10 protein-coding genes are annotated in these 14,018 nt (G+C 74.9%); 9 read left to right on the top strand and 1 reads right to left on the bottom strand.

From position 1 onward, the window contains the following. The 9 genes from ACZ60X_RS39370 to ACZ60X_RS39330 all read left to right on the top strand — a co-directional run bounded on the left by ACZ60X_RS39370 (position 1) and on the right by ACZ60X_RS39330 (position 12,984). Positions 1-1,266 (top strand): 6-phospho-beta-glucosidase, encoded by a 1,266-nt coding sequence (locus tag ACZ60X_RS39370; protein WP_469609593.1) that lies wholly within the window; start codon positions 1-3, stop codon positions 1,264-1,266. Further along, complete coding sequence (locus ACZ60X_RS39365; RefSeq protein ID WP_469609590.1) at positions 1,257-2,228, top strand: N-acetylglucosamine kinase; 972 nt, start codon at positions 1,257-1,259, stop codon at positions 2,226-2,228. The genes ACZ60X_RS39370 and ACZ60X_RS39365 overlap by 10 nt, the downstream gene beginning before the upstream one ends. Before the next feature lie 221 nt (positions 2,229-2,449). Further along, positions 2,450-3,829 carry a hypothetical protein gene (locus ACZ60X_RS39360; protein WP_469609587.1) on the top strand — a complete coding sequence of 460 codons (1,380 nt, stop codon included), beginning with the start codon at positions 2,450-2,452 and terminating at the stop codon, positions 3,827-3,829. Between the two features lie 14 nt (positions 3,830-3,843). Beyond that, positions 3,844-4,878, top strand: coding sequence for a glutamate ABC transporter substrate-binding protein (locus ACZ60X_RS39355; RefSeq protein ID WP_469609584.1), 1,035 nt, complete (start codon positions 3,844-3,846; stop codon positions 4,876-4,878). A gap of 53 nt (positions 4,879-4,931) precedes the next feature. Continuing rightward, positions 4,932-6,206 carry a coiled-coil domain-containing protein gene (locus ACZ60X_RS39350; protein ID WP_469609580.1) on the top strand — a complete coding sequence of 425 codons (1,275 nt, stop codon included), beginning with the start codon at positions 4,932-4,934 and terminating at the stop codon, positions 6,204-6,206. Continuing rightward, entirely contained in the window at positions 6,203-8,659 is a 2,457-nt protein-coding gene (locus ACZ60X_RS39345; protein ID WP_469609576.1) for a serine/threonine-protein kinase, read from the top strand. The genes ACZ60X_RS39350 and ACZ60X_RS39345 overlap by 4 nt, the downstream gene beginning before the upstream one ends. Before the next feature lie 3 nt (positions 8,660-8,662). Further along, the gene (locus ACZ60X_RS39340) at positions 8,663-10,057 is read left to right on the top strand and encodes a PP2C family serine/threonine-protein phosphatase (RefSeq protein WP_469609573.1); all 1,395 of its coding nucleotides are present in this window, start codon (positions 8,663-8,665) and stop codon (positions 10,055-10,057) included. 81 nt (positions 10,058-10,138) lie between these two features. Next, positions 10,139-11,479 (top strand): vWA domain-containing protein, encoded by a 1,341-nt coding sequence (locus ACZ60X_RS39335; protein ID WP_469609570.1) that lies wholly within the window; start codon positions 10,139-10,141, stop codon positions 11,477-11,479. Positions 11,480-11,511: 32 nt separating this feature from the next. Continuing rightward, a complete protein-coding gene (locus ACZ60X_RS39330; protein WP_469609567.1) occupies positions 11,512-12,984 on the top strand; it encodes an FHA domain-containing protein in 1,473 nt (490 codons plus the stop codon). A gap of 20 nt (positions 12,985-13,004) precedes the next feature. Here ACZ60X_RS39330 and ACZ60X_RS39325 read toward each other — a convergent pair whose 3' ends face one another. Continuing rightward, a complete protein-coding gene (locus ACZ60X_RS39325; protein WP_469609564.1) occupies positions 13,005-13,982 on the bottom strand; it encodes a methyltransferase domain-containing protein in 978 nt (325 codons plus the stop codon). Positions 13,983-14,018: the final 36 nt, after the last annotated feature.

Raw genomic sequence — 14,018 nt, 5'->3', positions numbered from 1 at the left:
ATGAAACTCACCGTGGTCGGCGGCGGCTCGACCTACACCCCCGAACTGGTCGACGGCTTCGCCCGCCTGCGCGACACCCTGCCCGTCGAGGAACTGGTGCTGGTGGACCCGGCGGCCGAGCGCCTGGACCTGGTCGGCGGCCTGGCCCGCCGGATCTTCGCCCGGCAGGGACACACCGGCCGGATCGTCACCACCGGCGACCTGGACGCGGGCGTCGACGGCGCCGACGCCGTCCTGCTCCAGCTGCGCGTCGGCGGCCAGGCGGCCCGCGAGCAGGACGAGACCTGGCCGCTGGAGTGCGGCTGCGTGGGCCAGGAGACGACCGGCGCGGGCGGGCTGGCCAAGGCGCTGCGCACGGTCCCGGTGGTGCTGGACATCGCCGACCGGGTCCGCCGCGCCAACCCGCGCGCCTGGATCATCGACTTCACCAACCCGGTCGGCATCGTCACCCGCGCCCTGCTCCAGGCCGGGCACCGGGCGGTCGGGCTGTGCAACGTGGCGATCGGCTTCCAGCGCGCGTTCGCCGCCCTGCTGGGCACGGCCCCGGCCGACATCCACCTGGGGCACGTCGGCCTGAACCACCTCACCTGGGAGACCGCCGTACGCCTCGGTGGCCCCGAGGGCGAGAACGTCCTGCCCGAGCTGCTCGCCGAGCACGGCGACGCCATCGCCGCCGACGTCCGCCTGCCCCGCCCCCTGCTGGACCGCCTCGGCGTGGTCCCCTCCTACTACCTGCGCTACTACTACGCCCACGACGAGGTCGTGCGCGAGCTGCGCACGAAGCCGTCGCGGGCGGCGGAAGTGGCGGCGATGGAGCGGGAGTTGCTGGGGATGTACGGCGACCCCGCACTGGCCGAGAAGCCGGCGCTGCTCGCCAAGCGGGGCGGTGCCTTCTACTCGGAGGCGGCCGTGGACCTGGCGGCGGCGCTGCTGGGCGCCGGAGGCAGCCCCTACCAGGTGGTGAACACCGTCAACAAGGGCACACTGCCCTTCCTCCCCGACGACGCGGTGATCGAGGTCCAGGCGGCGGTCGGCCCGAACGGCCCGGCCCCGCTGGCGGTGCCCGGCCTGGACCCGCTCGTCGCGGGGCTGGTCGCGAACGTGACGGCGTACGAGGACCTGGCCCTGGAGGCGGCGCTGCGCGGCGGGCGCGACCGCGTCTTCCGCGCGCTCCTCGCCCACCCCCTGATCGGCCAGCACGCGTACGCCGACCGCCTCACCGACCAGCTGATCGCACACAACCGGGAGCACCTCGCGTGGGCCTGACGCCGACCGTCCTCGCCATCGACGCGGGCAACAGCAAGACCGACGTGGCCGTGGTCGGCTCCGCCGGGCAGGTCCTGGCCACGGCCCGCGGCGGCGGCTTCCGCCCGCCCGTGGTCGGGGTGCCGGCGGCGCTGGACGCGCTGGCCGACCCGGTCGGGCGCGCCTTGGCCGACGCGGGCGTGCCGTCCGCCGCGCACGTCTCGGCCTGCCTCGCCAACGCCGATCTCCCCGTGGAGGAGGAGCGGTTGGCGGCGGCGCTCACGGCGCGCGGGTGGGGCGCGGCGGTGGAGGTCCGCAACGACACCTTCGCGATCCTGCGCGCGGGCGTGGCCGAGCCGCGGGGCGTGGCGGTGGTGTGCGGCGCGGGCATCAACTGCGTCGGCATGCGCCCCGACGGCCGTACCGCCCGCTTCCCGGCCATCGGCCGGATCTCCGGTGACTGGGGCGGGGGCTGGGGCCTGGCGGAGGAGGCCCTGTGGCACGCGGCCCGCGCCGAGGACGGCCGGGGCGGGCCGACGGCCCTGGCCCGCACGCTGCCCGGCCACTTCGGGCTGCCGACGATGTACGCGCTCATCGAGGCCCTGCACCTGGACCGCGTCGCCCACGACCGCCGGCACGAACTCACCCCGGTGCTGTTCGCGACGGCCACCGACGGCGACCCGGTGGCCCGCGCGATCGTCGCCCGGCTCGCCGAGGAGGTCACGGTCATGGCGACGGTCGCCCTGACCCGCCTGGACCTCCTCGGCGAGCAGACCCCCGTACTGCTCGGGGGCAGCGTCCTGACGGCCGGTCACGCCCTGCTGGACGACGCCGTCCGCGACCTGCTCGCCGCCCGCGCCCCCAAGGCGGAGGTGCGCGTGGTCACGGCGAGCCCGGTCCTGGGCGCGGCGCTGCTGGGCCTGGACCGGCTGGGGGCGGACGCCCGGGCGCGGGAGAGGGCACGGGCGTACTGGGAGTCCTGACCCGCCGTACCCGCCGGAACCGAGCAGCTGCACAGGGCGTATTCATGGAGGGCGCGCCCCGCGCTCTTGTGGGGCACACTGCGATCCGATCAAGATCCAGTGAAGGCCGGTGCGGATGCCGGTGCGTGCCGCGATACTGGGCGGCGACGAAGGACCCTGGGGGAGGTCGAGTGACACACCCGCCGAGAAGCAGCACGGCGCCACCGCCGGCGGGCCCCGGCATGCCCGCCGCTCCCGGCATCCCCCCGCAGCCCGGCCGCCCGGCGTCCGCGCCCGCCACGCCCGCCCGCAGGACCGCGTTCGCCGAGAGCGTCGAGCGGCTGCGGGCCGCGGCCACCACCGAGCCCGGCCGGCTGCGGATCATCGGGGCCGTACTGGCGCTGCTGGTCGTGGCGTTCGGGGCGGGCGCCGCCTGGCAGGCCGACACGCGCTCGGCCGCCGCCGACGACGTCCTGCACCGCAGCCAGCCGCTCAGCTCGGGCGCGGCCGACATCTACCGGTCGCTGGCCGACGCCAACACCGCCGCCTCCAGCGGCTTCCTGGCGGGCGGTCAGGAGACGCCCCAGTCCCGGACGCGGTACGAGAACGACATCGGCACGGCCGCCGCCGGCCTGGTGACCGCCGCGGCGAACGCCCAGCCCGGCTCGGCCTCCGAGGCCACGATCGCCCGGCTGAACCGGCTGCTGCCCGAGTACAAGGGGCTCGTGGAGCGGGCCCGGACCTACAACCGGCAGGGCTATCCGGTCGGCGGCGCGTACCTGCGCTACGCCAACGAGAAGATGCAGCAGGAGATGCTCCCGGCGGCCCAGGCCCTCTACACCACCGAGAACCGCCGGCTCGACGCCGACTACGGTGACGCCACGCCGTACCCCTGGCTCGCCATCGGGCTCGGCGTGCTCGCGCTGGCGGCGCTCGGCTGGGCCCAGCACCGCACCTTCCGGCGCACCAACCGCGTCCTCAACCACGGCCTGGTCGCCGCCTCCGCCGCCACCGCGGTGGCCCTGCTGTGGCTGGTCGTGGGGCACGCGGTGGCCCGCGCCGAGCTGAACGGCTCGTACGACCACGGCGTCCGCTCGCTGACCGAACTGCACGACGCCCGGATCGCCTCCCTGAGCGCGCGCGGCAACGAGAACCTCGGCCTGGTCGCGCGCGGCGCCGAGACCGTCACCGTGAACGGACGGCAGGACGACGCCTACTACCACGACTTCGACAAGGACATGTCCAAGCTCGGTGAGGGCCTGGCCCAGGCCGCGAAGCTCGCCGACGACCAGGGCGGCAGCGCCCCGGTGAAGACGGCCGAGAGCAACATGGCGGTGTGGAAGCAGCGGCACGACGCCGTGCGCGCCGACGACGAGAACGGCAACTACCAGCAGGCGCTGGACAAGGTCATCGGCGCCAAGGGCTCCACCGGCGAGTGCTTCGACGCCGTCGACACCTCGCTCGCCCGGGCCATCGGCCACGAGCAGGACGAGTTCCAGCGGGCCGCCGCCGACGGCCGCGACGCCCTGACCGGGCTGCCGGTCGGCGCGGCCGTGCTCGCGGTGCTCGGCGCGGCCGGCGCGGTGGCCGGCATCGGGCGCAGACTCTCGGAGTACCGGTGACAGGGGGCAGGACGATGTACGCGAGCCGTCTGCGGGCCTCCCTGCGGGGCTGGGGCGGGGTGGGCGCGATGGCGGTGCTGTGCGTGCTGGCACTGGCCTTCGTCCTGCTGCTGCCGTGCACCCAGCGGGCGCCCCAGCAGCATCCGGGGCGCGGCGGCCAGAGCGTCGCCGACGGCGTCCAGGCCAAGGCGGGCACCTGCAAGGACGACGAGGCACAGGACCAGACGCTGGCGCCCTCCGGCGCGGACGGGCCCACGATCGACGCGATCAAGGCCCGGACCGGAGAGCGGCGCAAGCTGATCGTCGGCGTCGACCAGAACAGCTACCGCTGGGGCTACCGCAACCCCAACACCGAGGGCGCGGCGCTGGAGGGCTTCGACATCGACCTGGTGCACCGCATCGCGCAGGACATCCTCGGTGACCCGGACGCGGTGCAGTTCAAGGCGATCCCGACCAACCAGCGCATCGCCGCGATCCAGGACGGCCGGGTGGACATGGTGGTGCGGACCATGACGATCACCTGCGACCGGCTCTCCCAGGTCGCCTTCTCCGCGCCCTACTTCAAGACCGGCCAGCAGGTCCTCGCGCCCAAGTCCTCCCCCATCACCGGCTACAACGCCACGCTGGCGCACAAGAAGGTGTGCACGGCGGCCGGTTCGACCGCCTACACCAAGCTGGACGCCGACCGGAAGGACGGCACCCTGCCCTCCTCCACCGACATCTCCGCCACCGTCCCGAACCAGCTGGACTGCCTGGTCCGGCTGCAACTCGGCGAGGTGGACGCGGTGGTGACCGACGGCGCGCTCGCCGCCAGCCAGGCCGCGCAGGACCCGACGGTGGAACTCAAGGGCGCGCCGTTCACGACCGAGTACTACGGCGTGGCGATGAAGAAGGACGCGGACGATCTGGTGCGCCGGGTCAACCGCGTGCTCGTGGACTACCGCGCGAGCGGCTGGCAGAAGTCGTACGACACCTGGCTGTCGGCGACACTGGGAAAGGACCCCACGGCGTCGACGCCGCCCGCGCCGCGCTACCTGCGCGGCAGTTGAACCCGTATCCGTCCCCCGCATCCTTGGAAACCGACAGCAGCGAGAGGTGATCGATGGGCGTCACGGACCCCGCCGGGCCGGTGATGGACCGGGACGAGGTGGACCGTGCGCTGGCGCGGCTCGGCCAGGAGCACGAGGCGATCGAGACCTCGCTGCTGGCCCTGCAGGACCACGCGGGCCGCAGACTCCTCGAAGGCGCCGAACTGACCGGGGTCACCCGCGAACGCTGGCAGGCCGCCGAGGCCCGGATCGCCCGGCTGTGGACGTACTTCGACGCCTACGCGGACGCGCTGCGCACCGCCCGCGAGATCCGCGCCCGGCGCCGCTGGGCGGGCCGCGATGACCTCGCGGAGCTGACGCGGCTCCTGCGCGGCGAGCCGGTCACCGTGGCCGGGGACGGCAGGCTGATCGAGACCTTCTCGCTGGCCGCCCTGGTGGACCGGATGAACGAGCTGTACGCGACGAGCCTGGACCTGGTCGTCGCCGCCGACGCGGTGTGGTCGGCGCTGCCCGCCCGGATCGATTTACTCGCCGCCGAGCTGCAGCGCACCCGCAAGCTCGCGCACTCCGTCGGCGTGCGCCCCGGCGAACACCCGGCCGGCGACGACCTGGAGCGGATCACGCGCACGCTGACGAAGCTGCGCGAGGACGTCGTCTGCGACCCGCTGGCGTTCTGGGTGCCGGCCGAGGGCAGCTCGGCGCCCGGCGGCGGACGCCCGGACACCACGGTGTACGACCGTGAGGCGCGCGCCCTGGAGGATGTCCGCCGGGAGATCGACGCCGTGCTGACCGTCCGGCAGGACGCCGAGCAGCGGCTGATCCGGCTGCGGGACGTGCTCTCGCGCGCCGACCGCACCCTCGCCGAGGCCCGCACGGCGCGCGGCGAGGTGCTGGCGAAGATCGCCGCGACCGAGGTGCCGGTGGTCAGCGGCCCGCCGACCGCGCTGCAGGAGCAGCTGGCGACGGCCGCCGAGTACCGCAGGCAGGCGCAGTGGCACCGGCTCTCCCCGCTGCTGGAGTCGCTGGAGGAGAAGGCCGAGGACGAACTGCTGCGCGCCCGCGAGTCGTTGACGGCGGTCACCGCGCCGCTCGCGGTCCGCGCCGAGCTGCGCGGGCGGCTCGACGCCTACAAGGCGAAGGTGGCCCGGCACGGGCTGGCCGAGGACCCGTTCCTGGTCGAGCGGTACGACGCGGCCCGCCGGATGCTGTGGAGTGCGCCCTGCGATCTGCGGGTGGCCGAACAGGCCGTGCTGCGCTACCAGCAGCTGGCGGCCGAGCTGCTGGGCGGCGCGGGGGCGCCGCAGGACCTTGGGGGGGAGCGGTCATGAGCCAGGCGGGGCAGAGCTGTCAGCGGCCGGGCTGCGCGGGGTCGTACGAGGACGTCGGCGGCGGCGAGCTGTACTGCGACACCTGCGGCCTCGCGCCGGTCGTCTCGGCCTCCGGCCTGGTCGGCTCGCCGCCCACCGGGATCACCAGGGGCGCGGTGGACAGCGGCGGTTCGCGCGGCTCCCGGTCGTCCTCGCAGTCCTCGAAGTCGCGCCGCTCGGTGTCCGGACGGCTGTCGCGCTCCTCCTCGGGCCGGTCGACCAGCCGCTCGGTGTCGGTGCGCAGCTCCGGCTCCTCGTCGGGGACGCCGACGCGCGGGCGCCTCGGCGCCGGGCTGGTGAGCGTGCCGCAGGTGCCGCGCCCGGACCCGCGCGCGATGGTGCTGGACCGCCCGGAGGTGCCCGAGCGCAAGCGGTTCTGCTCGCGCGCGGACTGCGGGGCACCGGTCGGCCGGGCCCGCGGCGACCGGCCGGGCCGCACGGAGGGCTTCTGCACCAAGTGCGGCCACCCGTACTCCTTCGTGCCGAAGCTGAAGGCCGGGGACGTCGTGCACGGCCAGTACGAGGTCGTCGGCTGCCTCGCGCACGGCGGGCTCGGCTGGATCTACCTCGCCGTGGACCGGGCCGTGTCCGACCGCTGGGTGGTCCTCAAGGGCCTGCTGGACACCGGCGACCAGGACGCGATGGCGGCGGCGATCTCCGAGCGGCGCTTCCTCGCGGAGATCGAGCACGCCAACATCGTGCGGATCTACAACTTCGTCGAGCACCTCGACCAGCGCACCGGCTCCCTCGACGGCTACATCGTCATGGAGTACGTCGGCGGCAAGTCCCTGAAGGAGATCGCCAACGCCCGCCGCACCCCGGAGGGCCGCCGGGACCCGCTGCCGGTGGAGCAGGCCTGCGCCTACGGCATCGAGGCCCTCGAAGCCCTCGGCCACCTGCACAGCCGCAACCTGCTGTACTGCGACTTCAAGGTCGACAACGCGATCCAGACCGAGGACCAGCTCAAGCTGATCGACATGGGCGCGGTGCGCCGCATGGACGACGACGAGTCGGCGATCTACGGCACGGTCGGCTACCAGGCGCCGGAGGTGGCCGAGGCCGGCCCGTCGGTGGCGTCCGACCTCTACACGGTGGGCCGCACCCTCGCCGTCCTCACCTTCGACTTCCAGGGCTACACGAACGTGTACGCCGACTCCCTGCCCGATCCGGACACCATCGAGGTCTTCCGCCGCTACGAGTCCTTCTACCGCCTCCTGGTCCGCGCCACCGACCCGGACCCGGCCCGCCGCTTCGGCTCCGCGCAGGAGATGGCCGAGCAGCTCACCGGCGTCCTGCGCGAGGTCGTCTCGCTCCAGACCGGCCAGGCCCGGCCCGCGCTGTCGACGCTGTTCGGGCCCGAGGTGAAGGTCACCGACCGGGAGCTGTTCCCGCGCCTGGATGCGGACGTGTCGCGGCTCGGGGCGCGGGCGGTACGCAAGCCCGCCGCCGTACCGCCGCCGTCCCCGGCCGCCCTCGTCAAGCCCGTCGACGCCCCGGCCACCGCGCTCGCCCTGCCGGTGCCGCTGGTCGATCCCGGCGACCCCGATGCCGGTTTCCTGGCGGGCCTGCTGACCTCGGCCCCGGCCGAGCTGATCGCCGCCCTCGACGCGGCGCCGGCGCGGACGGTGGAGACCCGGCTGCGCCGGATCCGGGCGCTGCTGGAGAGCGGGGAGCGGCAGAGCGCGCTGATGGGGCTGGCCGCGCTGGAGGAGGAACAGCCGGACGACTGGCGGGTGGTGTGGTACCGGGGGCTGGCCGCGCTGGTCACCGGCCGCTTCGAGGACGCCGCGCTCGCCTTCGACGCGATCTACGACGCGTTCCCCGGCGAGCCCGCGCCCAAGCTGGCGCTCGGCCTGTGCGCGGAGGTGCTGGGCCAGCTCGACAACGCGGCCGAGTACTACCACCTGGTGTGGGCGACCGACCCGGGTTTCGTCAGCGCCGCGTTCGGGCTCGCCCGGGTGCGGCTCGCGGCCGGGGACCGGCACGGGGCCGTGCGCACCCTGGAGTCGGTGCCGGAGTCCTCCATCCACTTCACGGCCGCTCGCGTCGCCGCCGTCCGGGCCCGGCTCAGACACCGTACGGCGAGCCCGGGCGACCTACCGTTCCTGGACGACCTGACCGCCGCCGCCGGGCAGGTCGAGGCGCTCGACGCGTACGGGCTGGACCCGGCCCGGCGCGAGCAGTTGGCGGCGGAAGTCCTCGGCTGTGCGCTGGACTGGATACTCTCCGGAGGCCAGGGCACCCTGCCTGCCGCCGGCGGGCGGGTGCTGCTGGGCAGCGGTCTGGACGAGCGGGGCCTCCGCTTCGGCCTGGAGCGCGCCTACCGCACGCTGGCCCGGCTGGCGCCCGGCGGCGAGGAGAGGATCGAACTGGTGGAACGGGCCAACCGTTACCGCCCCCGGACGTGGGTGTAGTTGATGTCGCAGATGCCCCAGCAGGCCGCACTGGCGAGGTGCCCGAGCTGCGCGGAGCCCGTGGAGCCGGGTGACCACTTCTGCGGAGCGTGCGGATACGACCTCTCCGTCGTACCGGCGCCGCCGCAGGACCCGCCGACCCTGACCATGACCGGCACCCCCGGAACCACCGGAGGCGAGGGGGACGACGCGACCGGCCCGGGCGGTACGGACGCCCGCGGCGGTGTGGCCTGGCCCGTGCCCGAGCCGGACGGCGCCGGCGTCCCGCCCCGGGTGCATCTGCCGACCGACCTGCCCGGCACCGACTCGGGCGGCAAGCCGCTGCCCGAGCACGGCGGCCCGGAGGCGCGGGCCGGCTCCGGGGTGCGCTTCGACCGGCCCACGGAGCCCGAGGAGTACGCGTTGCAGGCACCCGATCCGCGTGTGGCCGCCGAGGCCGTCGAGGCGACCGAGACCGCCGGGACCGCCGCGCCCCAGGAGCCCGCGCGGATGTGCGTGGCCTGCCTGGCGGGCCGGGTGGACGACGACGGCTACTGCGAGAACTGCGGGCACGCCCAGCCGCGCGAACGCGACCACGTGGAGCGGGAGTCGGGCCCGGTCGCCGCCGTCAGCGACCGGGGCTTGCGCCACCACCGCAACGAGGACGCCTTCTCGGTGGGCCACACCGCGCTGCCCGACGGCACCCCGGCCGTCGTCGCGATCGTCTGCGACGGCGTCTCCTCGGCCACCCGGCCCGACGACGCCTCGCTGGCCGCCGCCGAGTGCGCCGGGGACTGCCTGCTGGCCGCCCTGCCGCGCGGCACGCATCCGCAGGCGGCCATGCACGAGGCGATCGTCGCCGCCGCGCGGGCCGTCGACGCGCTCGCCGGGGAGCCGGCCACGGCCCGCGAGCACGCCCCGCACCAGAACGCGCCGGCCTGCACGATCGTCGGCGCGGTGGTCACCTCCGGGCTGCTGGTGGTCGGCTGGGTCGGCGACAGCCGCGCCTACTGGGTGCCGGACGACCGCACGGCACCGCCCGCCCGGCTCACCGAGGACGACTCCTGGGCCGCGCAGATGGTCGCCGCCGGACTGATGAGCGAGGCGCAGGCGTACGCCGACGAGCGCGCCCACGCGATCACCGGCTGGCTCGGTGCGGACGCCTACGAACTGGAGCCGCACACCGCGTCGTTCAAGCCGGACCGGTCCGGTGTCGTCATCGTGTGCACCGACGGCCTGTGGAACTACGCCGAGACGGCCGGGGAGATGGCCGAGGCGGTACCGCAGGACGCGGCCGAACGCCCGCTCCACAGCGCCCGGGTGCTGGTCGGCCACGCCCTGGACGGTGGCGGCCACGACAACGTAACAGTGGCCGTCGTGCCGTTCCCGGCCCCGCGGCAGGGGGCAGGATCGGCCTGAGGCCCGCGGGCCGGAGGGGACCGGCCCGTTCACCGCCATCGCCCTGCGTGAGCAGGGTCTTCAAGGGGGATTTGAGTACGTATGGCCAATTTCTCGAAGTCGAACGTGCCGCAGTTCTCCATGGACGTCTACCAGAACGAGTACCTGCCGGAGGGCGGCCGCGAGGTCAACGCGATCGTCACGGTCACGGCGACCGGCGGGGGCACGCTCGGCAACGCCGGGACCGTTGGGCATCCGCAGGGGCACGGCCCGTCCGCCGCCGTCGCGGTCATGGTCGACTGCTCGGGTTCGATGGACTACCCGCCGACCAAGATGCGCGGCGCGCGCGACGCCACGGCCGCCGCGATCGACGCCCTGCGCGACGGCACGCACTTCGCGGTGATCGGCGGCACGCATGTCGCGCAGGAGGTCTATCCCGGCGGCGGCCGGCTCGCGGTGGCCGACCGCACCACCCGCGAGCAGGCCAAGCAGGCGCTGCGCGCACTGAGCGCGGGCGGCGGCACGGCGATCGGCACCTGGCTGCGGCTCGCCGACCGGCTGCTGAACTCGGCGGACGTCGCCATCCGGCACGGCATCCTGCTCACCGACGGCCGCAACGAGCACGAGTCGCCGCAGGACCTGCGCGCGACGCTCGACGCGTGCGCCGGGCGGTTCACCTGTGACGCGCGGGGCGTGGGCACCGACTGGGAAGTGAAGGAAGTCACAGGCATCGCCTCCGCGCTCCTCGGCACCGCCGACATCGTCGCCGACCCGGCGGGCCTCGCCGCCGACTTCACGCGGATGATGGAGACGGCGATGGGCAAGGAGGTCGCGGACGTCGCGCTGCGGGTGTGGACGCCGGTGGGCACGGCCATCCGGTTCGTGAAGCAAGTCGCGCCCACCGTCGAGGACTTGACCGACCGGCGCACCGAGGCCGGACCGCGCGCCGGGGACTATCCGACCGGCTCCTGGGGCGACGAGTCCCGCGACTACCATCTGTGCGTGGAGGTGCCGCCCGCCGGTCTCGGCCAGGAGATGCTCGCCGCGCGGGTCTCGCTGGTGGTGCCGAACGCGGACGGATCCGCACAGAACCTCGGTGCGCAGGGTCTCGTACGGGCGGTCTGGACGGACGACATGACGGCCTCCACCTCCATCAATCCCCAAGTCGCCCACTACACCGGGCAGGCCGAACTGGCACAAGCCATCCAGCACGGCCTCGACCTTCGCAAAGCGGGCGATTTCGATGGAGCAACGGCCAAACTGGGGCGCGCTGTTCAGCTCGCCAGTGCCTCCGGAAACGCGGATACTGCGAAACTGCTTGCGAAGGTGGTGGACGTGGTCGACGCCGCGACAGGTACTGTGCGGTTGAAGACGAAGGTCGCGGAGGCGGACGAGATGACTCTGGAGACCCGGTCCACAAAGACTGTTCGTGTAAAGAAGTGACCCTGGAAACGTAGAGAAGGGGAAGCACCGACATGCCGACCTGCCCGAACGGACACCAGTCGGGTTCCGACGACTGGTGCGAGGTCTGCGGTCACCGCATGGCCGGTGCCGTGCCTCCGCCGCCTCCCCCGCCGCCCCCGGCCCCCGGCGGCTACGGCTTCCCGCCGCCCGCCGGCCCGGGCGGTCCCGGTGCCCAGGCGGGCGGCGGACGCGCGCCGGCCGCGTCGGCCCCCGAGCCGGAGCTGTGCCCGCAGTGCCGCACGCCCCGCGAGGGCGGCGCACCGTTCTGCGAGGAGTGCCGGTGGAACTTCCTCACGAACACCGCAACGTCGTACACCCCGGCCGCCCCGCGCCCGCCGCAGCCCGTCTTCCAGCCGCCGAGCGCGACGTACGGCGGCGGTGACGGATACGAGTACCACGGCTCGCGGCCCTCGCAGGTGAACCGGCCCGCCGAGCCCATTCCGTCGTTCGGCGGTGAGCCGTCGGGCCCGACGCCGTTCGGCGACCGCGCGCCGTCCGGCCCGCCGACGTCTCCGGGCCCGTCCGGGTTCGGCGGCGGTCCGGACCAGGGACAGGGCCCGGGACAAGCACAGCAGGGGCAGGGACCTGGTGGCCCCGGCCCCGGAGGTCCTTCCGGCCCGGGCGGCTTCAGTGGCGCTCAGGCGCCGGGGCAGGGCACGGCACAGGGTCCCGGCGGCGTGCCCGGATTCGGCGGCCGGCCGGGGCAGGGTCCGGGCCAGGGTCCTGGCGGTCCGGCGGGTCCGCAGTCGTTCGGCGGCGGGCCCTTTGGACCCGGTGCCGGTGGCCCCACTCCGCCCGGCGGACCGCAGGGCGGCCCCGGTGCACCCGGCGCCTCGGGCTTCGGCGCCGCCCCCGCGCGGCCGGTGCCCTCGCCGCCCGCTCCGGCGCCGCCCGCCGGTCCCGGCGGCGGCCCCTCGTTCGGCGGCGGTGACGACGACTGGGTGATCCCCCCGCCGTCGTCCGGCGGCCCGGCGCAGGGTCCGGTACCCGGTGGCCCCGGCGGCGGGTACGGCTACCCGCAGCCCGGCTACCACAGTCCCGCACCCGGCACCGGTTTCCCGCCCGCGTCCGCCGGCCCGGCGACCTGGACGGCGACCATCGGTCCGGACCGCGAGTACTTCATGGCGATGATGCAGCGCTCCGGCCCCGAGGCCGCGGGGCTCAACCTGCCCGCGTACTCGCCCGAGCAGCAGCGCACCCTCAGCGGCAACCAGGTCACCATCGGCCGCCGCCGGCACTCCACCGGCGACACCCCCGACATCGACCTCGCGGTGCCGCCGGAGGACCCGGGTGTCTCGCACCAGCACGCGGTGCTGGTGCAGCAGCCGGACGGCAGCTGGGCGGTCGTCGACCAGAACTCGACGAACGGCACCACGGTCAACATGTCCGAGGAGCCGATCCAGCCGTTCGTGCCGGTCCCGTTGCAGGACGGCGACCGGGTGCACGTGGGCGCCTGGACGACGATCACCGTCCGCCGCGGCTGAGCCCGGCCGCCGGTCGCGGCTCACGACAGCGGCCAGCCGTACGGCCCTTCCGGGTCGTCCAGCCACGCCCAGGCGTGCTCGGCGCCGACCGTGACGCCGTAGCGTTCGCGTCCGGGCATGCCCTCGCGTTCCCATAGCGCGCAGGCCTCGCCCGGGTCGAGGGTGTGCCGGGTCAGGGCGAGCAGGAAGCGGAAGGTCTCCTGCTCGCGGACCCGGACCGGCACGCCGGCGAGCGACGTCCCGCGCGGCTCCGCCCTGCCCTCGCCGCGCAGCGGTACGAAGTAGGCGGCCGACGGCAGGAAGCGGCCCTCGGCGTGTTCCCGGTCGCGGACCGTGAGGGCCAGCAGCCCGGTGGCCAGCGGGGTCAGGACGCGGGCGCCGGGGCGGCACTGGGCCAGCCAGGCGCGCGGGATCGCGGGCAGCGCGCAGGTGGCGATGATCCGGTCGAAGGGGGCGCGTTCGGGCACCCCGCGCGCGCCGTCGCCGGTGACGACGACCGGACGGTGGCCGGCGGCCTGAAGGTGCCGGCGGGCCGACTCGGTGATCTCCGGTTCCAGGTCGATCGTGGTGACGAGGTCGTCGTCGCCGAGCCGGTGGGCGAGCAGGGCCGCGTTGTAGCCGGTGCCGGCGCCCACCTCCAGCACCCGGTTCCCGTCCTCGACGCGCAGCGCGACCAGCATCCGGGCCATGAGGGAGGGCTGGCTGCTGGAGGAGACCAGCTCGCCGTCGCGCAGCCGGGTGGCGAGCGGGGTGTCTGCGTAGACCCCGCGCAGCCACTGCTCGCGGGCCCGCGGATCGGGGCTCTCGCCCCAGCGGCGCTCGTAGCCGCGGGGCCCCGCGACGTAGTAGTACGGCACGAAAAGGTGCCGGGGCACGGCGGCGAACGCCTCCCGCCACACCGGGTCCCCGGCGAAGGCGCCGTCGGCGTCCAGCTCGCGCACCAGCGCGGCCGTCGCGTCGGCGGCCGTCGCGTCGGTCTCGGGGTCGTAGGCGCCCATGGCTCCACAGTAGGGGCCGTGGCGCCCGTGGAGTCC

It is taken from the genome of Streptomyces sp. NPDC104106, from assembly GCF_055584345.1.
This window is presented reverse-complemented; position numbering and strand designations above follow the sequence as displayed.